This is a genomic window from Corynebacterium frankenforstense, assembly GCF_030211955.1.
Classification (GTDB): domain Bacteria; phylum Actinomycetota; class Actinomycetes; order Mycobacteriales; family Mycobacteriaceae; genus Corynebacterium; species Corynebacterium frankenforstense_A.
This window is the reverse complement of the sequence record NZ_JASODI010000022.1, coordinates 15,807-39,643: the sequence shown is the minus strand read 5'-3', so window position 1 is coordinate 39,643 and position 23,837 is coordinate 15,807. Positions and strand designations below refer to the sequence as shown.

General features: G+C 70.3%; 15 protein-coding genes and 2 pseudogenes. 10 read left to right on the top strand and 7 right to left on the bottom strand.

Annotated features, from left to right (window positions below; all coding sequences use genetic code 11):
• Positions 1-493 precede the first annotated feature (493 nt).
• Positions 494-2,059 (top strand): bifunctional ADP-dependent NAD(P)H-hydrate dehydratase/NAD(P)H-hydrate epimerase, encoded by a 1,566-nt coding sequence (locus QP119_RS10210; RefSeq protein WP_284775878.1) that lies wholly within the window; start codon positions 494-496, stop codon positions 2,057-2,059.
• A gap of 88 nt (positions 2,060-2,147) precedes the next feature.
• On the opposite strand, the gene QP119_RS10205 is transcribed toward QP119_RS10210, so the two are convergent.
• Complete coding sequence (locus tag QP119_RS10205) at positions 2,148-3,662, bottom strand: FMN-binding glutamate synthase family protein (protein ID WP_284775876.1); 1,515 nt, start codon at positions 3,660-3,662, stop codon at positions 2,148-2,150.
• A 239-nt stretch (positions 3,663-3,901) separates the two neighbouring features.
• Positions 3,902-5,029, bottom strand: coding sequence for a DNA glycosylase AlkZ-like family protein (locus QP119_RS10200; protein WP_284775874.1), 1,128 nt, complete (start codon positions 5,027-5,029; stop codon positions 3,902-3,904).
• Between the two features lie 208 nt (positions 5,030-5,237).
• On the opposite strand from QP119_RS10200, the gene QP119_RS10195 reads away from it, so the two are divergent.
• Complete coding sequence (locus QP119_RS10195) at positions 5,238-5,792, top strand: hypothetical protein (RefSeq protein ID WP_284775873.1); 555 nt, start codon at positions 5,238-5,240, stop codon at positions 5,790-5,792.
• Between the two features lie 235 nt (positions 5,793-6,027).
• Here QP119_RS10195 and QP119_RS10190 read toward each other — a convergent pair whose 3' ends face one another.
• Together QP119_RS10190 and leuS are read right to left on the bottom strand one after the other, a co-directional pair.
• On the bottom strand, positions 6,028-6,822 hold the full coding sequence (locus tag QP119_RS10190) for a DUF364 domain-containing protein (RefSeq protein ID WP_284775870.1): 795 nt from the start codon (positions 6,820-6,822) through the stop codon (positions 6,028-6,030).
• 9 nt (positions 6,823-6,831) lie between these two features.
• On the bottom strand, positions 6,832-9,693 hold the full coding sequence (leuS, locus tag QP119_RS10185) for a leucine--tRNA ligase (RefSeq protein WP_284775868.1): 2,862 nt from the start codon (positions 9,691-9,693) through the stop codon (positions 6,832-6,834).
• A gap of 280 nt (positions 9,694-9,973) precedes the next feature.
• On the opposite strand from leuS, the pseudogene QP119_RS10175 reads away from it, so the two are divergent.
• A pseudogene (locus QP119_RS10175) lies at positions 9,974-10,371 on the top strand (YbaN family protein).
• Positions 10,372-10,589: 218 nt separating this feature from the next.
• Here the strand turns inward: QP119_RS10175 and QP119_RS11860 are convergent.
• Positions 10,590-11,320 (bottom strand): annotated as a pseudogene (locus QP119_RS11860) (transposase); the annotation flags it as partial.
• A 432-nt stretch (positions 11,321-11,752) separates the two neighbouring features.
• Between QP119_RS11860 and QP119_RS10165 the strand changes: the two are divergent.
• Together QP119_RS10165 and QP119_RS10160 are read left to right on the top strand one after the other, a co-directional pair.
• Entirely contained in the window at positions 11,753-12,058 is a 306-nt protein-coding gene (locus QP119_RS10165; RefSeq protein ID WP_284775864.1) for a DUF2316 family protein, read from the top strand.
• Between the two features lie 364 nt (positions 12,059-12,422).
• Positions 12,423-13,700, top strand: a complete 1,278-nt coding sequence (locus tag QP119_RS10160; protein ID WP_284775862.1) for an alpha-hydroxy acid oxidase — start codon at positions 12,423-12,425, stop codon at positions 13,698-13,700.
• A 170-nt stretch (positions 13,701-13,870) separates the two neighbouring features.
• Here the strand turns inward: QP119_RS10160 and QP119_RS10155 are convergent, their stop codons facing one another.
• Both QP119_RS10155 and QP119_RS10150 read right to left on the bottom strand, forming a co-directional pair.
• Positions 13,871-15,109: a dicarboxylate/amino acid:cation symporter gene (locus QP119_RS10155; RefSeq protein ID WP_284775860.1), complete on the bottom strand. Its 1,239-nt coding sequence runs from the start codon at positions 15,107-15,109 to the stop codon at positions 13,871-13,873.
• A gap of 239 nt (positions 15,110-15,348) precedes the next feature.
• Complete coding sequence (locus tag QP119_RS10150; RefSeq protein ID WP_284775858.1) at positions 15,349-18,192, bottom strand: Rib/alpha-like domain-containing protein; 2,844 nt, start codon at positions 18,190-18,192, stop codon at positions 15,349-15,351.
• A 136-nt stretch (positions 18,193-18,328) separates the two neighbouring features.
• Here QP119_RS10150 and QP119_RS10145 point away from each other — a divergent pair, with 136 nt between their 5' ends.
• The 5 genes from QP119_RS10145 to trpCF all read left to right on the top strand — a co-directional run bounded on the left by QP119_RS10145 (position 18,329) and on the right by trpCF (position 23,836).
• Positions 18,329-18,748: an SdpI family protein gene (locus tag QP119_RS10145; protein ID WP_284775856.1), complete on the top strand. Its 420-nt coding sequence runs from the start codon at positions 18,329-18,331 to the stop codon at positions 18,746-18,748.
• Positions 18,749-19,005: 257 nt separating this feature from the next.
• Positions 19,006-20,568: an anthranilate synthase component 1 gene (locus tag QP119_RS10140; protein ID WP_284775855.1), complete on the top strand. Its 1,563-nt coding sequence runs from the start codon at positions 19,006-19,008 to the stop codon at positions 20,566-20,568.
• Complete coding sequence (locus tag QP119_RS10135; protein ID WP_284775854.1) at positions 20,565-21,218, top strand: glutamine amidotransferase-related protein; 654 nt, start codon at positions 20,565-20,567, stop codon at positions 21,216-21,218. The genes QP119_RS10140 and QP119_RS10135 overlap by 4 nt, the downstream gene beginning before the upstream one ends.
• A gap of 58 nt (positions 21,219-21,276) precedes the next feature.
• Positions 21,277-22,305, top strand: coding sequence for an anthranilate phosphoribosyltransferase (gene trpD, locus QP119_RS10130; protein WP_284775852.1), 1,029 nt, complete (start codon positions 21,277-21,279; stop codon positions 22,303-22,305).
• On the top strand, positions 22,295-23,836 hold the full coding sequence (gene trpCF / locus QP119_RS10125) for a bifunctional indole-3-glycerol-phosphate synthase TrpC/phosphoribosylanthranilate isomerase TrpF (protein ID WP_284775850.1): 1,542 nt from the start codon (positions 22,295-22,297) through the stop codon (positions 23,834-23,836). Before trpD ends, trpCF begins: the two co-directional genes overlap by 11 nt.
• Position 23,837 lies beyond the last annotated feature (1 nt).

The window sequence follows — 23,837 nt, the reverse complement described above, 5'->3', positions numbered from 1 at the left end:
TTCGTGCTCTCAAAGAAAACTACTCCCCACTAGTCGGTAACTGATTTCTCAGTCCAACTAATGGGGAGCAGTTCAATTTCGGACCGGGGTTTTTTGCACTGCACGACCCAAGGTGGACGCACTCACTGTGGTTTCCCGTTCGATCAGGTTCCCGAGGACCTCTCCGGCAGTCCCCGTTGCACTGATCTAAGAACAGGTTATCCTTACCTCTTTCGATTGACTAGGGCTAAGCCGAATTCTCACGTCGATTTTCGATCACCCCAGGTCACAGCGTTTTCTTTCGCCCCCACCCGGGGGTAGGATTGCCTAATCTCTCTTTTTCGCCGGGGTTCCGGGGCGGTGCCACTCCCCCTGCCGGGGCGGTGCCGCTCCCCCGCCGGATCGGGCGCCGCGGACAGGCCTCCCCGACCCCCGCCGACAGGCCGCCCCGACCCCCGCGGGCCAGCGTTCTCCACCCCGCCGCGGCGCGCCCAACCCCCGTAAGGTCGGGATTATGGAGCAGCTCTACACCGTCGAACAGGTCCGCACCGCCGAACGTCCCCTGCTTGACGCCCAGACCGAGCCGGACGAGCTCATGCGGGAGGCCGCCGCGGCCGTCGCCGCCACGGCCCACGACATGCTCACCGGCCTCGTCGGCGAGCGCGCCGGCCGCGTCGTCCTGCTCGTCGGCTCCGGCGGCAACGGCGGCGACGCCCTCTACGCCGGCGCCCGCCTCCGGCTCGACGGCCACCGGGTCGCGGCCGTCCTTCTCGGCTCCCACCCGCACGAGCGCGCCCTGCAGGCCCTGCGCGACGCCGGCGGCGAGGTCCTCGAGCACCCCGGCGACGACACCGCCCACTCCCCCGTCCTCGACGTCGACCTCGCCGTCGACGGCATCACCGGCATCGGCGGGCGGCCCGGCCTGCGCCCCGACGCCGCGGCCGTGGTCGCCGGTCTCGCGGCCAACCGCGTGCCGGTCATCTCCGTCGACGTGCCTTCAGGAATCGCCGCCGACACCGCCGAGCGCCTCGAGGCCGACCTGGAGACCGGCGCGCCGCGCCACGTCACCGCGACCGTGACCGTCACCTTCGGCGGCCTGCGCCGCGTCCACGCGCTCACCTCGGCCTGCGGCGAGGTGCTGCTCGCCGACATCGGGCTCGGCGGCAGGATGCTCTCCGGGACCCTGGCTGAGCAGCCGATTTCCGACGACGAGTTCCTCACCCGTGCCGTCGACCGTCCCACATTCCGGTGGTCGGCGTCGAACCCGGCACGCCCGGTCGCCGCCCACCGGCTCCTCGACGCGGTGGAACCCGGAGCCGGCGACGACAAGTACACCGGCGGGGTCACCGGCATCGCAGCCGGCTCCGCGAAGTACCCGGGCGCCGGGGTGCTGGCCACCGAGGGCGCGCTGCGGGCCACCCCGGCGATGGTGCGCTACGCCGGTTCCTGCCGTGGGGAGGTCGTGCGCGCCCACCCGGAGGTCGTCGCCAGTGACACCGTCGCCGCGGCCGGGCGGGTGCAGTCCTGGGTCGTCGGCCCGGGCCGCGGCACCGACGAGACCGCCCGCGCGGAACTGGCCGGACTGCTCGCACGCCCCGAGCCGCTGGTCATCGACGCCGACGCGCTCACGGTGCTGGCAGGCGACGACGCGCTCAAGCGCGACGTCGTCAAGCACGGCAACTGCCTGCTCACGCCGCACGCCGGGGAATTCGCCCGCATCGGCGGCGCGGCCGGGCCGGACCGCATCACGGCGGCGCGGGACCTTGCCCGCGAGCTCAACGCGACGGTGCTGCTCAAGGGGCGGCTGACGGTCGTGGCCTCGGCGGAGCTCGTCACGGTGGTCGGCTCCGGCCACTCGTGGGCGGCCACGCCGGGCTCGGGCGACGTGCTCTCGGGGCTGTGCGGGGCGTGGCTCGCGCGCGGCGGGCAGGTGCACGCCGCGGCGGTCACCGCGGCCGCTCTGCACGCCCGGGCGGCGTGGCTGGCGGCACAGACGCCGTTCGGGCCGGGTCCGATCGTGGCCTCGGACATCGCGGCCGCACTTCCGTGGGCGGCCGCGGAAATGGCGAACAACCATTAAGGGTCGCACCCTAGCGCCAGTTTCCGCAGGCCGGGCCCGGCGCGCAATACCGCCAGTCGCGGCGCGCAAGGCCCCCCGGAACCGGGGCTCAGAAGCTCTTCGGGTCCGCGGCCTCCCAGTCGGCGCGCCACGTCTCGGGCACCTCACCGTCGACCAGGCAACCGGGCTCGAGCCAGTCGAAGGTCTCGCCGTAGGTGCGCGAGACCCCGGCGGCGGTGTTCAGCCGGATCATGTCGGGACGCAGGTCAGCGGGCTCGCCGGCGCCCATCGCGGCCATCAGCCGCAGCGCCTCGTGGACGGTGGCCTGCTGGTAGCGCTTGACACGCATGGCCTTGTCCTCGACGTCGATGGCGCGCTCGCGGCGCGGGTCCTGGGTGGCCACGCCGACCGGGCAGGTGCCCACGTGGCAACGCTGCGCCTGGATGCAGCCGACGGCCATCATCATCGCGCGCGCCGAGTTCGTGAAGTCCGCGCCCTGGGTCAGGCGGCGCACCACGTCGTTGGCGGCGGCGACCTTGCCGGAGGCGCCGATCGCGATCTTGTCGCGCAGCCCCACGCCCACCAGCGCGTTGTGCACGAAGGTCAGCCCCTGGGTCAGCGGCAGACCGACGTGGTCCTCGAACTCCTGCGGGGCGGCGCCGGTGCCGCCCTCGGAGCCGTCGACGATGATGAAGTCCGGCAGCAGGTCGGTGGACAGCATCGCCTTGCACACCGCGAGGAACTCCCGCTTGGAGCCGACGCAGAGCTTGAAGCCGGCGGGTTTGCCGCCGGAGGCCTTGCGCATCAGGTCGACGAACTCGAGCAGGCCCTCGGGGGTGTCGAAGACGGTGTGGCCGGCCGGGCTCAGGAAGGTCTTGCCGACGGGGATGCCGCGGATCTCGGCGACCTCCTCAGTGACCTTGGAGCCCGGAAGCTCGCCGCCGAGGCCCGGCTTGGCGCCCTGGGAGAGCTTGAGCGAGACCATCTTGACCTGCGGGTCCCGGGCCTTCTCGGCGAAGACCTTCTCGTCGAAGCCGCCCTCGGGGGTGCACGCACCGAAGTAGCCGGTGCCCAGCTCCCAGACGAGGTCGCCGCCGTAGGTGCGGTGGTACGGCGAGATCGCGCCCTCGCCGGTGTCGTGGGCGAACCCGCCCATCGCCGCGCCCTTGTTGAGCGCCTGGATCGCGCGTCCGGACAGCGAGCCGAAGCTCATCGCCGAGACGTTGAGCAGCGCCATGTCGTAGGGCTGGGTGCACCTGTCGCCGCCGATGTGCACCCGCGGCGGGGTCTCGGGGACCTCGACAGGGCGCATGGAGTGCACGAAGGTCCGATGACCGGGGGAGCTGACGTCCTCTTCGGTGCCGAAGGCCTTGGTGGAGGTCTGCCCCTTGGCCCGCGAGTAGATCAGGCTGCGCGTGTTGCGGTCGAAGGGCCGGCCGTCCCAGTTGCGTTCGATGAAGTACTGCTGCAGCTCGGGGCGGATCGCCTCGAGTGCGTAGCGCGCGTGCCCGAGCACCGGGTAGTTGCGCAGGATGGAGTGCTTGGGCTGGCGGTAGTCGCGTACCGCCAGTGCGGCGACCGCTGCCGCCGCCGCACCGAGGACGCCCGCCGTCCGCTTACCCACCGTGGATCACCTCTGGTTTTCCGGAGAAGGAGTTTGAGTTCACAGTCAACTTCCAGCTTAGTCCGGGCCAATTTCCGACGCAGACCCGGGCGCAACTCACCGCGAGTTCAGATGTGAGATGTGGGTGGATTTCCGGGGGTGTTTTCCCGCGTCAGGCGGGGCGCAGGCCGCGAGGGGGTGCGCGTCGTGGTGCGCGCTTAAGCGGCGGGGGAGACGGGGCGGCCCGGCCGGGCCCGCGGTCAGGCGGCGGGGGAGACGACCTCACCGTGGGCGACGGTGAGCTGGCCGAAGATTTCGGCCGGCAGCCCGGCGTTGGCGGGGGCGGCGGGCACGCCGCGCTCGCCGTAAAAGGCCTCGGGGCGTCCGGCCTCGCCGAGGACCAGGGAGGTGTCGGCGTAGCCGTGGACGTACTCGTCGACGGCGGGCAGCACCACGGTGCGCCGCAGCGCGCGCTTGATCTCGCCGGAGGTGACCTCGGTCTGCCAGTCGGCCATCCACCGGCCCCGGCGCACGCCGGCCTCGAAGCCGGGGGCGGCCTCGCACGCGGCGTCGGCGCCCGTCACCGTGACGGAACCGCCGGGGGTTAACTCGCACGCGGCGTCGGCAGTCGTCTCGTCCTGAGCGGGGGAGAAGGGCACCACGCCCTCGGCGGCGTCGACGGCGTGGGCGGCCACGGCGGGGCTCAGGCCCGCCCACCAGGCCAGATCCGCGGCGTCGGCGGGGCCGTGCGAGCGCAGGAAGCGCGCGGCGAGCTCGGCGAGGGCGGCGTCGCCGGCGAGCTCGCGCTGGGCGACGGGCAGCGAGTCGACGTGGGCGTAGGTGGCCTCCCGGCGGGTGGCGCCGCAGACGACCTCGGGCTCGCGCGAGAGCATGGTCAGCAGGTGGGGGCCACGGCCGCCGTCGGGGTCGACGCCGTGCTCCGCGAGCAGCGCGAAGGCCTCGGCGGAGTGCAGAGGGTCGGCGAACGGGCGCTCGCGAAGCTCGGCGAGGAGCACACCGCGGGCGGTCTCGATGTCCGCGGCGTCGAGGTCGAGCAGGCGGGCGCGGGCGAGGTCGGCCAGGTGGGCGCCGGCAGAGGTCAGCGTGGCGCTGAGCCAGCGGGCGTCCTCCGCGGCGACGAGCACGGGGCTGCCCCAGCCGGTGCGGGTGCGCACGATGTGCCCGGCGCGCACCCCGTCGAGGACGTCCTCGGGGCGGCAGCCGGCGCGTTCGGCCAGCGCGTTGACGCCGGGCCAGAAGCGGCGGGCGCGCAGGGCGAGCAGTTCTCGGAGCACCTCGACGGGGCCCGCCGTCGACGGCCGCGCGGCGGAACCGGCGAGATGCTGGGCGACGAGGCGCCGCGCGCGGATCTCTCGGTTCATATCCATGTGTGCAAGTGTAGCTGTGGCTGCCCTTACCTTAAAGGCGGTGGCGGAGAGGGTGGGGGAGTGGCGGCATGGGACCGGCGCGGGGCGCAGTGGTGGCGCGGTGGCGGGCCCGGACGTCATCGCGAGCCGACTCGACGGATCGAACGAGTGTGCGCGGGGGCGCGGCCTCGGGGCCCATCGGGTCGCGGGGGACCGGTAGCCTGCGGGTATGAGCACCAGGGATGCACACGGCGCGGCGCGGGGCGACGAGGACCCGGCGGCCGCCTACGTCGAGTACAACGACCGCCACTTCGAGAAGGGCGGCGCCGACTCGACCGCCCCGGTCAGCGCCGGGGAGGCCGCCGCCCGCCTGCGCGCCTACCGGCCGGCCGGCTGGAAGCGCGTCGCCGCGTGGGGCGCGGTGGTCATGGGCGCGATCATGCTGGTCGGCGGCGGGGGAGTGTCCAGCGAGTACCCGCAGTCCGAGGCAGTGAACAGCTGGATTGCGTCGATCTTCTACTTCCTGGCCTTCGCGGTGCCGGGGGCCTACTGGCTGTGGTGCAACCGGCGCGACACCCGGCAGGTCGCCGAGTGGGCCCGCCGGCGCAACGCCTACACCGAGGACTGGGCGCTGCTGACCGCCGACGAGCAGGAGCTCTTCGCCCGCCCCGACTCCGAGCTGCCGCTGCTGGAGAAGCGCCGGTGGGGGATCGTCGCCGTGGTGGTCGTGGTGCTGCTGGTGCTGGCCTCCCTCTTCATCCCCGACGCCGCGGGGGTTGTCTGAGGGGTCCGGGCGGGGGAGCGGGACCGGCCGGCCCCGGCACGGGTGTCAGATTGTGCGACGCCGCGGTCGCACAATCTGACGCCCCGATTTTCAGCGACGCGCTGACCTGCGGGTTTTCGCATAACGGTCGCGGGACCGTCACAGTGTGCAGCCGAGCCGTCGCACATTCTGACACCGGCGGCGGAAAAGGGCCCTGGGCGGCGCAAAAGCACCCCGACCGGCCCCGACCCGACCCCTACTCCTTCGCCCGGTTCACCTGCCGGCCGTAGCTGAAGCGCCGGCCGCCGCCGATGCCGCGCAGGCTGACCGTCAGCCGCGCGCGGTCGGTCGGCAGGAACCCCGAGAGCACGTCCACGCCGTGGTCGTAGAGCAGCCCCGTCATCGGGGTGCTCGGGCCGACCACCGCGGTCATCGCAGGCGCGGCGAGCTCCAGCAGCCGCGGCATCGTCTTGTTGACCAGCGCCGATCCGGTGATAAAGACCCAGTCCGCCCGGGGCAGCAGGAACTCGCAGGCCGAGTCCGGGTAGTCGCCACGCTGGGGGTGGCGCTCCAGGATCGCGAGGTCACAGACCGGGGCGAGCATCTCCTCGAGGCCGGGGAAGTGGCCGACCACGACGACCTTGCGCCCGGCGACGCGGTCGCGGAAGACGCGGAAGGAGTCCCCGTGGGAGCGGCCGAGCACCCGGGCGGCGCGGCCCGGGTTGAGCTCGGCGACGTCGGTGCCCACCGCACCGCCGCGGTCGGGGTGGTTGTACCAGGCGTTCATCGCGGCGACACCGATGCCGGCCTCGGTGAAGTTCCAGGACTTGGCCAGCCCGGCGGCCTCGCGCAGCGGCAGCCCGAACAGCCCGTCCATCGAGTTGAAGGACACCGGCCGCCCGTCGCCCGGGTACACCGCGGCCATGCCGACCTGCCCGTCGGAGGCCTCGACCCACGCCCAGCGGCCGGCGACCTGGTAGTCCTTGACGGTCAGGTCCGCCGGCACGCCCGCGGCGAGTTCCTCGTAGAGGGCCCAGGGGTTGGAGCTCACCGCCCAGTCTCACTTCACCACGAGGTTGACCATGCGGCCGGGCACCACGATCTCCTTGACCACGGTCTTGCCCTCGAGGTGGCCGGCGATCTTGGCGTCCGCCTTCGCGGCGGCCACCGCGTCCTCCTTGGAGGCGTCGGCGGCCACCGTGATGCGCGCGCGCACCTTGCCGTTGATCTGGACGGGCAGCTCGACCTCGTCGTCGACCAGCCACTTCTCGTCGAACTCGGGGAAGAGCTCGTAGGCGACGGTCTCGTCGTGGCCGAGCAGGCGCCACAGCTCCTCGGCCAGGTGCGGCGCCAGCGGGGCGAGCATGAGCACCAGCGGGGTGACCAGCTCGCGCGGCACGTCATCCGGGTAGGCCTTGGTCAGGTGGTTGACGTACTCGATGAGCTTGGCCACCACGGTGTTGTCGCGCAGGTGCTCGTAGTCCTCGCGCACGCCGGCGACGGTGCGGTGCAGCGCCTTGAGGTCGTCCTCGGTCGGCTCCGCGTCGGAGAGCTGGGCGGCCCCGGTGTCCTCGTTGACCACCAGGCGCCAGGTGCGCTGCAGGAAGCGGTGCGCGCCGACGACGTCCTTGGTCGCCCAGGGCCGGGAGGTGTCCAGCGGGCCCATCGACATCTCGTAGACGCGCAGGGTGTCGGCGCCGTAGTCGCGGCAGATGTCGTCGGGGGCCACCGCGTTCTTCAGCGACTTGCCCATCTTGCCGTACTCGCGGTTGACCTCCTCGCCGTCGCGGTAGAACCTGCCGTCGCGCTCCTCGACCTCGGCGGCCGGGACGTAGACGCCGCGGGAGTCGGTGTAGGCGTAGGCCTGGATGTAGCCCTGGTTGTACAGGCGGCGGTAGGGCTCCTTCGAGCTGACGTAGCCCAGGTCGAAGAGCACCTTGTGCCAGAAGCGCGAGTAGAGCAGGTGCAGCACCGCGTGCTCCACGCCGCCGACGTAGAGGTCCACGCCGCCCGGATCTTCAGGCCCGTGCTCCTCAGGCCGCGGGCCGGTCCAGTAGCGCTCGTTCTCCAGGTCGCAGAAGGCCTCGGAGTTCGTCGGGTCGATGTAGCGCAGCTGGTACCAGGAGGAGCCGGCCCACTGCGGCATGACGTTGGTGTCACGGCGGTAGGTCTGCGGGCCGTCGCCGAGGTCCAGCTCGACGGTGACCCAGTCCTTCTCCTTGGCCAGCGGCGGGTGCGGCTCGCTGTCGGCGTCGTCGGGGTCAAAGGTCGGCGGGGTGTAGTCAGCGACCTCGGGCAGCTCGACCGGCAGCATCGACTCGGGCAGCGCGTGGGCCACGCCCTCGGAGTCGTAGACGACCGGGAAGGGCTCGCCCCAGTAGCGCTGGCGGGCGAACAGCCAGTCGCGCAGCTTGTACTGCACCTTCGTGGCACCGCTGCCCTGCTCCTCGAGCCAGGCGGTCACCTTGGCGATCGCGTCGGCCTTGCCCAGGCCGTTGAGGTCCAGCCCGGAGTCGTTGGCGGAGTTGACGTGCGGGCCGTCACCGACGAAGGCCTCCTTGTCGACGTCCCCGCCGGAGAGCACCTCGACCACGGGCAGGCCGAAGACGTGGGCGAACTCGTAGTCGCGCTCGTCGTGGGCCGGCACGGCCATGATCGCGCCGGTGCCGTAGCCGGTCAGCACGTAGTCGGCGATGAAGACCGGGACCTTGGCCCCGCTGACGGGGTTGGTGCCGTAGACGCCGAGGAAGACGCCCGTCTTCTCCTTGTTCTCCTGGCGCTCCAGGTCGGACTTGGCGGCGATGTCGCGGCGGTAGGCCGCCACGGCCTCGGCCGGGCTGGCGCAGCCGTAGGTCCAGCGCTCATCGACGTCCCCGTACGCGCCGGCGTCGGCCACCAGGGCGTCGACAAGCTCGTGCTCGGGGGCGAGCACCATGTAGGTCGCGCCGAAGAGGGTGTCGGGGCGGGTGGTGAAGACGGTGACGTCGTTGCCGGCGACGTCGAAGGTGACGTCGGCGCCGTGGGAGCGGCCGATCCAGTTGCGCTGCATCGTCTTGACCTTCTCGGGCCAGTCGAGCAGGTCGAGGTCGTCGATGAGGCGGTCGGCGTAGGCGGTGATGCGCATCATCCACTGGCTCAGGCGGCGGCGGAAGACGGGGAAGTTGCCGCGCTCGGAGCGGCCCTCGGCGGTGACCTCCTCGTTGGCGAGCACGGTGCCCAGCCCCGGGCACCAGTTGACCGTGGAGTTCGCGCGGTAGACCAGGCGGAACTCGTCGACCACGCGCTGCTGGTCGAGGCGGGAGAGCTCGGTGTAGGAGCCCTTGAAGCCCTCCGGAAGCGGCATCTCGCCGCTCTCGAGCAGGGGGATCAGCTCGTCGACGGGGCGGGCCTTCTGCTGCTCCGCGTCGAACCAGGAGTTGTAGATCTTCAGGAAGATCCACTGCGTCCAGCGGTAGAACTCCGGGTCGGTGGTGGCCACACTGCGGCGCTGGTCGTGGCCGAGGCCCAGGGCGCCGAGCTGGCGGCGCATGTTCTCGATGTTGGCCATCGTGGTGGTGCGCGGGTGGGTGCCGGTCTGGATGGCGTACTGCTCGGCGGGTAGGCCGAAGGCGTCGTAGCCCAGGGTGTGCAGGACGTTCTTGCCCAGCATGCGGTTGTAGCGGGCGAAGACGTCGGTGGCGATGTAGCCGAGGGGGTGGCCCACGTGCAGGCCCGCGCCGGAGGGGTAGGGGAACATGTCCTGGACGAAGAGCTTGTCGTCCGGGAGCTTGCCGTCGGCCGGCGCGAGGTCGCCGACGGGGTTCGGCGCGTCGAAGGTGCCGTTGTCCACCCAGAACTGCTGCCAGTGCTTCTCGATCTTGTTGGCCAGCCCCGCGGTGTAGCGGTGCGCGGGCGTGGCGGGAGTGCTGCTCGGCGTTTCCATGGTGGTTAAGTCTAGTAGGCCGCGGTGAGCGGCAGGAACCCGGAGCGTCCCATTGTGCGGCCGCACCGTCCCACTTGATGGTCGCCGTATGGCGCCGCCGCTTGCCGACGCCGCGCCCACCCCGGCGCGCAGCACGGCGCGGCGTGGGCGGGCGGCGGGATAGCCGAGGCTGCCCTCCCCGGTTGTGTCGTAGGCTTGGCCGCGTGCGCTACCTCTACACCTCTACATCGCCGTCGGGTGTATCGCGCTGGCCCTGGGCGCGATCGGCATCCCGCTGCCCGTGCTGCCGACCACGCCGTTTCTGCTGCTGGCGCTGTTCTGCTTCGCGCGCAGCTCGAGGACTACCTGCTGGGCCACCCCGTCTTCGGTGAGTACATCACGAACTACTACCACCGGCAGATGACGCCGAGGCACAAGGCGCGCACCCTGGCCGCGCTATGGCTCGGCATGGGGGTCTCGATGGTGATCGTGGCCAATGTGGTGGGCAAATGGTGGCTGGTCGGGTTGCTCGCGGCGATCGAGCTGGCCTTGAGCGTACACATCCTGCTGCTGAAACCCCGGCCGGACAAGGCGCCGGCGGGCCTCGCGGCACCGGGGGAGGAAAGACAGAAACTAACGCCGAGAATGGCGGCACAGAATCGCCGACCCGCCGAAGAAAAATACGATACTCGACCGTAAAGCGGCTCTTCGCGTCTCGTAGGGCGTAGGAAAACCTGAACGGTGCCCCGGGGCAGCACTACATGTAGGGTTCCTCGCCGTTACAAGATGACAATTACCAAGCTCCCGTCTATCTAGCGGAACTGGGAGCCGCCATGCAGTGCCTTTCGGCCACGCTAGGGCCTACCTATGCCTTACGAGACGCGAAAAGCCCTTAAGGTCATGGACCCTTCCATGTGGTCCATGACCTTGACCGCGGTGGGAAGCGCGCGGTCGACGGCGGTGACGTAACCGGAAACCCGTCCATGGTCACCGTCTGAAGGTTCTTTCGGAACCCCTCGTCACGGTCAGACAACCGGCCCTCAAGCACCTGGGTGCTCCTGCCCGGTCGCATGTCGATCAAGCGGGCTGGACCTGCCTCGTCCAGTGGGGCCAGATCCACCACCACGGTGACCAACGCATCAGGCTCGCCTGGCCGGTGAGTGTGTTTCCACACGTGTTCGTCTACTCCCAGCACGCGTACCCCGTCGAGGTGGTCGGAGTCGGTGTAGACCAGCCGGCGGGCAGCGTCCAAGGCGATCTGGTTGACAAGCTGCCAGCCCAGCCCGGGGCTGTGGCGGTGGAGGAGGCACTCATCCGATCGCGGGCCAGACGTTGAAGGATTCATCGGGTCACCCGTTTGGTCACGGTGGCTTTCGGGGCAGCACACGTAAGGCGGGACTGGAAGATCCTTCCGTGGGCAGGAGGCGTTGGCGCACCGGTAGCGGGATACCCCGTTAAGCCGGGTGGGAAAGGCTGCGACCGGCAGGTCGACAAGCCGGCGCCATACGTGATACGCAGAACTCCACAGCCCCGCGGCCCAGGCAGGTATCGTCTGGTGCGACGACTGCGGCGTTGTCTACGGTTCGATCCGCGGCATCAGGAGCACCTGGATGGTCAGACTGAGTTCGACTGTGCGGTAGATGGCGATTGGCGGCGAGGCTTACCGTTAGGTTTCATGACGGGACTTGGTTCTGTGAAATGGATGTGTACTGGCTCCCATCGTGTACCGGCCACGACCCCTACATTTAGTGCCTCCCCAGCCATCGCTAGGGCCTACCTTAGCTACGCACGACGAGACACGAAGAGCCGGGAAACTCCGGGGTGACCACTATGCTTCTAGGCCTGCAGGGGGCGGATGAAGCTCCTCGCATGCCTAGCCAGCTGAAGCCTCATGGCTACCGTTGTTGGCTAACGACCCCCAGGCCCTGCCAGATTTCGGGGAAAGGTCAGACGGCCATCGGTAGCAAGGGCATAGCCCGCTTGCTACGGTGCCTGAGGCTGCAGCGACGCTTCCACCAGGACTGCCAGCGGAGCGCTACCGTCTCTTGACGGGGCCTTACGATGGCGTAGCATTTGTTTTGTGTCGCTGACCCACGAGGAACTGCAGAACACCGCCGCAGAGCTGCGCGCCAACCTCGATGCCTCCGGCTGGACCGAACAGGACCTTGCCGCCGACACCGGGCTGGGCCTGGACAGCATCCCCGCCATTCTCGCCACGAACCGGCCTGATCCGCGCGAAGTCTGGCTCGTGCGCGACCGCCTCGAGACCGCGGTCCACGCGGCCGGCCGCGAACCGGTGCCCTACAAACCGGTGCCCTGCAACAAGCTGACCGAGGCCACCCGTGCCTCGGCGGCGATGTGGTTCGGCGTACGCGACGAGCGCTGACCTCCGGCAACCCACCGGACCGGCCGGCAACCACGGGCATCCGCCGTCACCGGGCACACCCACCCGCACGGCAGCACGCGCACCCGCCAGCACCGGGCACACCCACCCGCGCAGGCGTCACCCGGCGCCTCACCGGCAGCCGCCGCCAACCGCCTCCGACGCCACCGGCAGTCACCACCGGCATCCGCCAACCGCCGCCAACCACCGGCACCCGCCAACCACCGCCATCGCCCCACCACCCCGGGGCATACCGGACCCGCCCCCCTTCCGCAACCGACGCCCACCCGCAAGCGGGCGGCGGAGGGAGGCAGGCGCGGCGTCGGCAAGCGACACACCCCACCCCCGAAGACACTGAGAGAAGAAAATGAAGTTCCCCCGACGCATCGCCCCGCTGACCCGCCAGCTGCCGGACATCGACACCCTCAAGGGCTACCTGCACCTCGCCGTGCCGGGAACCGACCCGCGGGCGAACCGGCTGAAGAAGGCCGCCGACATCTGGGACCTGCGCCGCATCGCGCGCCGGCGCACCCCGACGGGCCCGTTCGAGTACGTCGACGGCGCCGCCGAGCGCGAGCTCTCGCTGGCCCGCTCGCGCACCGCCTACGAGGAGCTGTCCTTCCGCCCGGGAGTGCTGCGCGACGTCGAGGACATCACCCTGGCGACCACCGTGATGGGCTCGGAGCTGTCGATGCCGCTGGCCATCGCGCCGACCGGCTTCACCCGCATGATGCACGCCGAGGGCGAGGTCGGCGGCTCACGCGCCGCGGCGAAGGCCGGGATCGCCTTCACCTTGTCGACCATGGGCACCGCCACCATCGAGGAGGTGCAGCAGGCCGCTCCGGACGGCGCGCACTGGTTCCAGCTCTACCTGACCAAGGCCGAGGGCCGCGGGCTCTCCGAGGACCTGATGCGCCGCGCGAAGGAGGCCGGGTTCACCGCGCTGATGGTCACCGTCGACTGCCCGGTCACCGGCGCACGCCACCGCGACACCCGCAACGGCATGACCTTCCCGCCGCAGCTGACATGGAAGACCTTCCTGGACGCCTCCTACCGCCCGGAGTGGTGGCTGAACTTCCTGAGCACCGAGCCGCTCGGCTTCGCCAACGTCGGCGGGGGACTGAAGTCCTTCTCGGAGATCGGCAAGCTCTTCGACCGCACGCTCAACTTCGAGGACCTGGCCTGGCTGCGCCGCAACTGGGACGGCCCGCTGCTGGTCAAGGGCATCCAGACCACCGAGGACGCCGTGCGCTGCATGGCCGAGGGCATGGACGGGGTGGTGCTGTCCAACCACGGCGGCCGTCAGCTCGACCGCGCGCCGGTGCCGCTGTACACCCTGCCGCAGACGCGCGAGGCGCTCGGCGAGGACGCCACGATCCTGCTGGACACCGGCGTGATGTCGGGCGCGGACGTGGTCGCCGCCTGCGCGCTGGGCGCCGACGCCGTGCTCATCGGCCGCGCCTACCTCTACGGGCTGATGGCCGCCGGCGCCGAGGGCGTCTCGCACGCACTGGGCATCTTCCGCAACGAGATGGAGCGGGCCCTGGCGCTGATGGGCGTCGACTCGATCCACGCGCTGACCCCGGAGCACGTGGACCTGGACTGGCGCACCGCCGCGCGCGAGTACGAGCGCGCCCGCCGGTAGCGCGCTTTCCGACGCCGCGCGGCGCGGCCCCGCCGCGCCCGTGCGCCCACGGCGCACCCGTGCGCCCACGGCGAGCGACGCGGCGTCGGCAAGTGAAACGCCCCCGCACCGGGTGGTCCGGGGGCGCTGCCGTGCGCGGGGGCTCGAGCCTGAGGCTCGAACCTCAGGCCCTAGGCCTTCTCGGCGCCCTCGATCTCGAGGTCCGCGGCGACGGAGTCCTCGGGGCGGGTGGCCTTGATCTTGCCGCGGGCGAAGCGGTCGACGATCAGGGCGATCGCGCCGTCGCCGGTGACGTTGGCGGCGGTGCCGAAGGAGTCGATCGCGACGTAGGCGGCGATCATCAGGGCGATCTGGTTGTCGTCGAAGCCGAGCATCGAGCCGAGCAGGCCGACGGCGGCCATGATCGCGCCGCCGGGCACGCCGGGCGCGGCGATCATGGTGATGCCGAGCATGAGCACGAAGCCGATGGCCAGGCCGACGGAGACGTCGATGTCTGCCATGAACACGATGGCGAAGGCGAAGAGCATGATCTTCATCATCGAGCCGGCGAGGTGGATCGTCGCGCAGAGCGGCACCGTGAAGCCGGCGACGTTGGCGTCGACGTTGTTCTTCAGGGAGGAGCGCAGCGTGACCGGGATGGTCGCGGCGGACGAGGCGGTGCCCAGCGCGGTCGCATAGGCGGGCAGCATGGTCACCAGCGCCTTGAAGGGGTTGACCCCGGCTACGAGGCCGGCGACGACGAACTGGAAGATCAGATAGACGACGGTCATGGCGATCGACAGCAGCAGCACCTGGCCGAAGAGGACGAAGGTGCCCAGCAGGTTGTCGTTCATGCCGAGGCCGAGGAACATGCCGAAGATGAACAGCGGCAGCAGCGGCACGACGAAGGCCGAGATGACCTTCATGACCACGCGCTCGAGGTCACGGCTGGCCTTGTAGATCGTGTCGGACTTGACCACGGTCATGGCCAAGCCGACGCAGAAGGCGAGCAGCAGGGCCGTCATGACCTCGAAGGGCGGCGGCATTTCGATGCTGAAGAAGGGCTCGAGGTCACCCTCGGAGACGTCGGTGACGTTCTCGGCGACGGTCTGGCCGCCGAGCATGGCGGGGTAGACCCCGCGCGCCAGCGCGTAGGCCAGGAAACCCGAGAGGATGGTCGATGTGTAGGCGATGCCTGTGGTGATCGCCAGCCACTTACCCGCGCCGCGGCCGAGGCCGGCGATGGCCGGGGTGATCAGCGCGAAGATGAGGACGGGGACGAAGAAGCTGAGGAAGTTGCCGAACAGCCCGTTGAACGTGGCGAAGACGCGGGCCAGCCATTCAGGGAAGAACTGGCTGCAGATGACCGCGAGGATGATCGCTAGGACCACGCGGAAGAGCAACGACTGTGAGATGCGCTTGAGATCCATGGCGGGGAAGTGCTTTCTCGGGTGGTTGAAATGACTTGGGATACTCGCACGATTCGTTGTGCGGTGGCTAAGAGACTACTCGGCGTCCTGGAGGAATCCGCCATCGGTGCTGGCGGGCCGCCCCCGGGTGCCGCCCCCGTGCGGTTCCGGGACATGTCCACGGCAGCCCGCGATTGCCGACGTCCCGCGGCCCAGCGTGGGTGGGCCGGCGCGGGCGGCGCCGGAGTCCGGCACCGGGTCTAGGCCTCCGAGTCCTCGGAGGCGGGGTCCTCGGCCTCCGCGGCGTCCCCGGCGGCCTCGGACTCAACGCCGTCGGTCTCGTCCGCGGTGCCGGGCTCCTCGGCGGTCCCGGAGGAGCCGAGCGGCGTGAGACCGTCAAGCTCGGAGGAGCCGTCGGAGCTGCCCTTGTCCGGGGCGCAGGCCTCCATCATGATCCCGCCGATGGCCGGGCCGGCGAGCAGCAGCCCGATGCCGAGACCGGCGGCGACGCAGCGGCCGATGTCCGCGGGCTCAGACGGATCGGTGGGATCCGTCGGGTCCGTCGGATCGGTCGGATGACCATCCCCGTTGTTGTCGACGTCCTTCTCGTGATCGTTGACCGGGGCCTCGATCTCGACCTCGTGCTCGCCGTTTTCATCGGCCGGCAGATCCGGATCCTCAACGATCACCGTGATCGGACCGTCAACGTTCTCACCCGGATTCTTGACCGTGATACCGGTGTCCTGCTCATCCGCGTTCGGATCGACGGGCTTGACGTTGTCCTTGTCGACCGCCGTCGTGTCAGCCTCGTCGGAAGGCTTGCTGTCCGGGTCCTTCGGATCAGAACCCTTCTCCTTCTCCACCTCTTCAGGGACACCGTCACCGTCATCATCCTCATCGGCGACACCCGGCTCACCGTCCCTGTCAGTGTCACGCTGAACAGTCACGGTCCTCTCTTCCGGACCGACGACAACATAGTCGTCCTTGTCCTTGACCGTCACCGTGACAGTGACAGTGACATCACGGGACTCCTCCGTGCCGTCCTTCCAGTCCAGCTTCTGCGGGGTACCCGAGATCTTGCCGGTGGCAGCATCAACCGTCAGACCAGTCGGCAGACCGGAAACCTCGACCGAACCACCCTGCGGAACATTCTTCACGGTCTCGAACGGATCAGCTTCCTGGCCCTCGACAACAGTCACCTTGTCCTTGACGACCACGATCCCCGGAGAAACCGTCACCTTCACCTTGACCGTGTCCGTCGACCCATCCAGATACGTCACCACCACCGGGACCTCATAGTCACCCGGGGCGACACCCGCATCCGGCCTAACCGACAGAGACCCGTCCTCTCCATTGACCGTCACCCAGTCCGGGACATCCTCACCGCCGCCCTTGGCGAACGACGTACCATCCGGCGCGGCTACCCCGTTGTTCTCATTGTCGGTGAAGTTAAGGGAGACCGTCTTACCGGTGCCAGCCGCGACCTCAACCGCGCCGTAACCCGGCTCGAGCTTTCCGGCCTGACCCTCGGACACGGTGAGCGTGACGGTGTCGATGACATTGCCCCCGGCGTCCTTGACGGTCACCGTGATCTCATCACCCGGCTTCGCGTTCTCGTTGGCGACCACCGTCAGTTTCCCGGTCTCCGGGTCCACCGACGCCGAGGCCTTGTCGCCGGCGTCCGCCGTCGCACCGACCGGCAACTTACCGCCAGTGTTCTCCAGCGCCACCGTCCCCTTCGGGTCGACCTCCCCGTCCACCTCCTTCAGGGAGAAGCGCGTGCCCTCCGGGATCGGGGCAGCGGCCTCGCTGCCCTCGCTGCCCTTCGTGGTGAAGGACACCCGCGACCGGGCCTGCTCGCCCGCGGCGACGGTCGTGTCCGGGTAGGTCACCCGCACCCAGCCGGCGTAGGTGCCCTTCGGCATGTCCTTGACCACCGTGAACTCGCCGGTCAACTCGTTGATCGACACACCCGCCGGCAGCGAGGAGACAGCGAAGCGGGGGACGAAGGTCGTGCCCTCAGGCACCTCGACCGGGTTGCCCTCGGCGTCCGTCATCTTCAACGGCATCGTGCCGCCCTGACCCGCCGACAGCGTCAGGTTCGCATAGGACGCCTCAAACCTGTCGGCCTGGTTGTCGCCGACGTCGAGCTTGACGGGGACCTGCTCCTGCGATCCGTCCGGATAGGTGACCACCACGATGCCCTCGTAGGTGCCCTTGGCGGTCTCCAGGGCCACGGTGAACTCACCCGTCTCGGCGTTGAGGGTCATGCCCTTGGGCAGCGCGGCCAGGCCGTTGATCGGCGCGAACCTCGTGCCCTCCGGCAGCGTCGCCTCTTCGCCGCCGGCGTCCGTGAACTCCGGGCTGGCCGTGGCCAGCTGCCCGTGCACTGTCCTGGTCTCCGGGTAGCTGACGCCGAAGGTCTCGTTATTCTTCTCGGTGACAGTGAACGTCGCCTCGATGTCCTCGCTCGACTTGTCCGGGTAGGTCACCGTCATCAGCACGTGGTACGTGCCCGCGGGGGTATCTGCGCCCACGGTGACGGAACCGTCTTCGGCGAGGGACACGCCCGTCGGCAATTCAACGGCACCGTCCTTGTGGCGGTACTTCACCTCACCGGGAGCCGCGACGGGCTCGTCGGCGGCGTCCTTGAACTCCGGGCGCAGCGTGACCTCCTGGCCGCGCTCCAGCGTCGCCGGCGGGTACTCGGGCTGGAACTTCGCCGCGTCGTTCGCCTCGAGGCGCGCGTCGGCGATGACCTCATCGACGGTACCGTCCGGGTAGGTGACCACGACCTCGAGGCCGCGCTCGCCGGGCTTGGAGTCCGTGCCCACCGAGATGACGCCCGTGGCCGGGTCGATGGTCACGCCCTGCGGGACGAAAGTGCCCTCCTGGAAGGCGTACTTGGTGCCCTCGGGCGGGTCGACGGTCTCGCCGGAGGAGCCACGGACCACGGGCGCGACCGAGCCGCCGACCCCCTGGAGGTAGACCGAGGCCGGGTAGACCGACTGGAAAGTCTCGTTGTGCGGCGGCTTCTCGGCCACCACGAAGGAGTCCGCGGCAACGACGCCGCCGTCGTTTCCTACGAACGGCGTTCTCCGCATCTAGTATCGCCACAGTGACTTTAAACAAGTAACTCCCCCTCTCCTTATTTTCCCACTCATCACCCCCTCCGACCCCGCATCAGCGCCCGTCCACCCGTGGACCGTCCACGTCACCCAGACCCGTAAACTCACCCACATGAACATCGCCGTCACCGTAGTCCTGGTCGTCCTCGCCGTCGCCGTCCTCATCGTCGGGGCCCTGGCATGGACCGGCAGACTGCCCGGCAACTCCGTGGTCGGTCTGCGGGTGCCCGAGGTGCGCCGCTCGAAGGACATGTGGGTCACCGCCCACCGCATCGCCGGGCCCATGTGGGTCTTCGCCGGCGTGCTGCTCGGCTTCGCCGCCGCGTTCAGCTCCATCGTCAGCGGCTGGGGCTGGATCGTCCCCGTCGTCCTCGTCATCGGCGCGGTCGCCGCCGTGGGCGCCGGCGCCGGCAGGGGAGCGCACACCGTCGCTGCGCTCGACGCCCGGCGCATCGCCGAGGAGAGCACCGACGACACCCCGAAGGTCGACCTCGACGCCCTGCGCCGCGCCGCGAAGCGCGCTGACGACTGATCCACCCCGCCACCCCCGGTGTTGCACACGGCACACCGGGGGTCTATCCTCTTTCCCGTGAGCAACATTCTTCAGCAGTGGTGGTGGCGCGCTTAATCGGCGGGCCACCGACTTCCTGCACCCAGTTGCACCCACACCTTCCACGGCTCGCACGCATCATCCAGCGGGCCGTTTCGTCGTATTCGGGCCGCCCGAGCCACACAGACCCGAACTGACGACGTGAGAAAGGTCCGCCGTTGCCCGCACCACAACCGACCGTGCTGGAACGCACCGTCGCCTACCGAGAAGACGCCTCCGGGCTCTTCGCCCACCTCGGCGGCGCCACCGCACCGACCACCGCGCTCCTCGAGAGCGCTGACATCACCACCCGCTCCGGCATCTCCTCGCTCGGGATCCTGGCCTCCTCGCTGCGTCTGACCTGCACGGGCGACCACGTCAGCGTCGAGGAGTTCTCCGCCGGCGGCACCACCCGCCACGCGGGCCTCGACGAGGAACTCGCCGGGACCCCCGCCACGATCGACGCCGGCGGCTACACCTTCCCGGCCTCGACGGCCGCCGACGAGCGCGAGCGCCTCACCGCGGCGAGCACCGTCGAGCCGCTGCGCCGCCTGCAGAACTCCGGCGGCCTGCTCGTCGGCGGCTTCGCCTTCGACTACCTGGGCACCTTCGAGCAGCTTCCCGAGGTCGCCGACGGCCCCAACACGTTCCCCGACTACCAGTTCCTCCTCGCCGAGATCGTCCTCGAGATCAACCACCAGGACAGCTCGGCACGCATCTACGCGCTGGCCTACGGCGAGAAGGAGGAGGCCCGCCTCGGCGCCGAGCTCGAACGCCTGGCACGGCTGGCCGAGGGCTTCACCGACGCCCCCGACGCCCCGAGCACCGCGTCCGACGTCCAGGCCGGCACCCCGGCCGTCACCGCGGCGACCACGGCGGGGGAGCGCGGCCACGTCGGCGCCCTCCCGGCGCGCGCGACACAGACCGACGCCGAGTTCCGCGCGGCCGTCGAGCGGCTGAAGGGCAACATCTACTCCGGCGACATCTACCAGGTGGTGCCCGCCCGCGCCTTCACCACGGAGTGCCCCGACGCCTTCGCGGCCTACCGCCGCCTGCGCGCCGAGAACCCCAGCCCGTACATGTTCTACCTGCGCGGAGCGACCGACAGGGCCTTCGAGCTCTTTGGCGCCTCGCCCGAGTCGAACCTGAAGTACACCGCGGCCGACCGCACGCTGCGGCTCTACCCGATCGCCGGCACCCGCCCGCGCGGCGCCACCGACGAGCTGGACATCCGCAACGAGCTGACCCTGCGCACCGACGCCAAGGAGCTCGCCGAGCACACCATGCTCGTCGACCTGGCGCGTAACGACGTCGCGCGGGTCTGCGAGCCCGGTACCCGAAAGGTCATCGGGTTGATGGACGTGGACCGCTACTCGGCGGTCATGCACCTGGTCTCCAAGGTCGCCGGCACCCTGGCCGAGGGCCTGGACGCCCTGGACGCCTACCGCGCCTCCATGAACATGGGAACGCTGACGGGTGCCCCGAAGCTGCGCGCCACCGAGCTGCTGCGGGAGGCCGAGGGCGTGCGCCGCGGCTCCTACGGCGGGGCCGTGGGCTACCTCAACGGTGCCGGCGACATGGACACCTGCATCGTCATCCGCTCCGCGTTCGTCCAGGACGGCATCGCCACCGTCCAGGCCGGCGCGGGCGTGGTCCGCGACTCCGACCCGCAGGCCGAGGCCGACGAGACCCTGCACAAGGCCTACGCCGTGCTGCACGCACTGGCCGAGGCACAGAACAAGGAACTGGAGGTGATCCGATGAGCCGGGTCGTCGTCGTGGACAACCGCGACTCCTTCGTCTACAACCTCGTCGACACGCTCGCCGCCACCCACGAGACCGTTGTCGTACGCAACACCGTGTCCGCCGACGAGGTCTTCGCCCTCGGGCCCGACCTCATCGTCGCCTCGCCCGGGCCGGGCCACCCGCGCGAGGCCGGCTGCCTGATGGACGTCATCGCGCGTGCCGACGCCGCGCAGGTGCCGGTCCTGGGCATCTGCCTCGGCTTCCAGGCGCTGCTCGAGCACCACGGCGGCACCGTGGCGGCCTGTGGGCCGGTCCACGGCGTAACCGACAACATGGTGCTCACCGACGAGGGCGTGGCCTCCCCGCTCTTTTCCGGCCTGGCCGGCCCGGCCACCGGGCGCCACGTGCCGGTGGCCCGTTACCACTCGCTGGGCACCACCGAGATGCCCGAGGGCATGACCGCGCTGGGCTACTGCCGCTCCGAGACGGGGCCGGTAGTCATGGCCGGCGAGAGCGCCAACGCCATCGGCCTGCAGTTCCACCCGGAGTCGCTGCTGAGCCCCGACGGGCCTGTGCTGCTCAACCGCTGCGTCGCCCGCCTCGCGGGCGACCCGGGCGGCGGCACAGCCGGCCACGCAGGCGGCGACGGTACCGGCGACGGCGACTGACGCGGCGTCGGCAAGCGACAACCACAACCACACGAAACAGACAAGGACGCACAAGACAATGACCTCCCAGAGCGCACTGAACGCACTCGTCAAGTACCTGGACAACCCCGATCCGAGCATCGAGGAGGCGCGCGCCGTCTTCACGCCGCTGACCGTCGGCGACTACGACGAGGTGCACATCGCCGCGCTGCTGACCATGATCCGCACCCGCGGTGAGACCTACGCCGACCTGCTCGGTGCGGCCCGCGCCTTCATCGAGGCCGGCCGTCCCTTCCCGATCACCGGCGAGGGCATCCTCGACACCGCCGGCACCGGCGGCGACGGCAAGAACACCATCAACATCACCACCGCCGCCTCGCTGGTCGCGGCGGCCGGCGGCACGAAGATGATCAAGTGCGGCAACCGCTCGGTCAGCTCCAAGTCGGGCTCGGCCGACGTGCTCGAGGCGATGAACATCCCGCTGGACCTCGACCCGGACCGCGCGGTGCGCCAGTTCGAGGCCTCGAACTTCACCTTCCTGTTCGCGCCGGCCTACAACCCGGCCGTCTCCCACGTGCAGCCGGTGCGCCGCGCGCTGAAGGTGCCCACCCTCTTCAACACCCTCGGCCCCGTGCTCTCCCCGGCGCGCCCCGAGTTCCAGATCATGGGCGTGGCCAACCCGAAGGTCGGCCGCATGATCGCCGAGGTCTTCCGCGACCTGGGCCGCGGGCGCGCGATGGTGGTCCACGGCGCCGGCACCGACGAGGTCGCCGTGTGGGGCCCGACGCAGGTCTGGGAGCTCACCCGCGACGGTGAGATCAAGGAGTACGAGATCACCCCGGCCGACCTCGGCCTGGACACCTACGACCTCTCCGAGATGGTCGGCGGCGACGGCGCCGAGAACGCCAAGCACCTCTACGCCGCCTTCGACGGCACCGGCCCGGCCGCGCACCGCGCCGCGATCGCCGCCTCCGCCGGTTGCATGTTCTACATTTCCGACGCCGCGGAGTCCCTGCGCGCCGGCGTGGACAAGGCGCTGGGTCTCATGGACTCCGGCGAGGTCAACGCCTGGCTGCACAAGCACGAGGAGGCCGACTATGCGAACTGATTCCGACGCAGCGGGCGCCGCGGCCTCCGGTGCCGCCGGCGCGCACGGCGGGGGAGGGGCGCTGCCGACGGTGCTCGAGGGCATCGTCGCCTCCAGGCGCACCCACCTGCCGGAGATCCGCGCGCGCATCACGCACGTGGACCCGGAGGCGCTGCCGCGCTCGACGCGCTCGCTCTTCGACTCACTCTCGCAGCCCGGCACCAGCTTCATCATGGAGTGCAAGTCCTCCTCGCCGTCGCTCGGCATGATCCGAGAGGACTACCGCCCCGGCGACATCGCGCGGATCTACACGCGCTACGCCTCCGGCATCTCCGTGCTCTGCGAGCCGGAGCGCTTCGGTGGCGACTACGACCACCTGGCCACGGTGTCGGCCTCCACGCACCTGCCGGTGCTGTGCAAGGACTTCATCGTCGACGAGGTGCAGATCCACGCCGCCCGCTACTTCGGCGCCGACGCGATCCTGCTGATGCTCTCCGTGCTCTCCGACGAGGAGTACGCGAAGCTGTCCGCCGAGGCCGACCGCCTCGGCCTGGACGTACTCACGGAGGTCATCAGCGAAGACGAGGTCGCCCGCGCGACGAATCTCGGCGCGAAGATCTTCGGCGTCAACCACCGCGACCTCAACGACCTTTCGATCGACCTGTCGCGCTCGGCGCGGCTGGCGCCGCTGGTCCCCGAGGGCGCTGTGATCGTCGCCGAGAGCGGCATCCGGGACAACCGGACGGTGCGCTCGCTGAGCCACGCTGACGCGTTCCTCGTCGGCTCTCAGCTGACCTCGCAGCCGGACATCGACCTCGCCGCGCGCGAGCTCGTCTTCGGCACCGTGAAGGTCTGCGGGCTGCGCACGAAGACCGCCGCCCAGGTCGCCCGCGCCTGCGGGGCGACCTGGGGCGGCCTCGTCTTCGCCGAGGGCTCCCCGCGCAATGTTTCACGTGAAACCGCCAAGGAGATCATCGCCGCCGAGTCGGGGCTGCGCTTCGCCGCCGTTTCACGTGAAACATCCGGCTGGGGCGAGCTCGTCCGCGAGACCGGAGTCGACGCAGCACAGCTGCACGCGCCGTACCAGGGCTCCATCGAGGCCGAGAAGGAGTTCATCGCCTCGGTGCGCGCCGAGCTCCCCGAGGGCGTCGAGATCTGGCGTGCGGTGTCCATGAGCCCGGCGGGGGAGAGCCCGATTAGTACTGACGGCGCCGGGGCCTCCGGCACTGCGTCGGACGCTGGGGCCGCGACGCCCGCCGAGGTCGCCGCCGCGCTCGTCGGCGAGGTTGACCGCCTCGTCCTCGACTCCGGCAACGGCGGCACCGGCTCGGCCTTCGACTGGTCCGCCATCCCCGACGACGTCAAGGCCCACGCGCTGCTCGCCGGGGGCTTGAGCCCCGAGAACCTCGCGGGGGCGTTCGAGGCCGGCTGCGCCGGCGTCGACCTCAACTCCGGGTTCGAGTACGGCGAGGACACGGGCACCTGGGCCGGGCACAAGGACGCCGCACGGTTGCGCGCGGCGTCGGAAATCATCCGCGGGCGCCGCTCCTGAG

What these genes read in the sequence shown, in the direction of transcription:
- QP119_RS10210 (WP_284775878.1), top strand. Translation starts at nt 494, where the DNA reads ATGGAGCAGCTCTACACCGTCGAACAGGTCCGCACCGCCGAACGTCCC.
- QP119_RS10200 (WP_284775874.1), bottom strand. Translation starts at nt 5,029, where the DNA reads ATGGATATGAACCGAGAGATCCGCGCGCGGCGCCTCGTCGCCCAGCAT.
- QP119_RS10195 (WP_284775873.1), top strand. Translation starts at nt 5,238, where the DNA reads ATGAGCACCAGGGATGCACACGGCGCGGCGCGGGGCGACGAGGACCCG.
- leuS (WP_284775868.1), bottom strand. Translation starts at nt 9,693, where the DNA reads ATGGAAACGCCGAGCAGCACTCCCGCCACGCCCGCGCACCGCTACACC.
- QP119_RS10160 (WP_284775862.1), top strand. Translation starts at nt 12,423, where the DNA reads ATGAAGTTCCCCCGACGCATCGCCCCGCTGACCCGCCAGCTGCCGGAC.
- QP119_RS10155 (WP_284775860.1), bottom strand. Translation starts at nt 15,109, where the DNA reads ATGGATCTCAAGCGCATCTCACAGTCGTTGCTCTTCCGCGTGGTCCTA.
- QP119_RS10150 (WP_284775858.1), bottom strand. Translation starts at nt 18,192, where the DNA reads ATGCGGAGAACGCCGTTCGTAGGAAACGACGGCGGCGTCGTTGCCGCG.
- QP119_RS10145 (WP_284775856.1), top strand. Translation starts at nt 18,329, where the DNA reads ATGAACATCGCCGTCACCGTAGTCCTGGTCGTCCTCGCCGTCGCCGTC.
- QP119_RS10135 (WP_284775854.1), top strand. Translation starts at nt 20,565, where the DNA reads ATGAGCCGGGTCGTCGTCGTGGACAACCGCGACTCCTTCGTCTACAAC.
- trpD (WP_284775852.1), top strand. Translation starts at nt 21,277, where the DNA reads ATGACCTCCCAGAGCGCACTGAACGCACTCGTCAAGTACCTGGACAAC.
- trpCF (WP_284775850.1), top strand. Translation starts at nt 22,295, where the DNA reads ATGCGAACTGATTCCGACGCAGCGGGCGCCGCGGCCTCCGGTGCCGCC.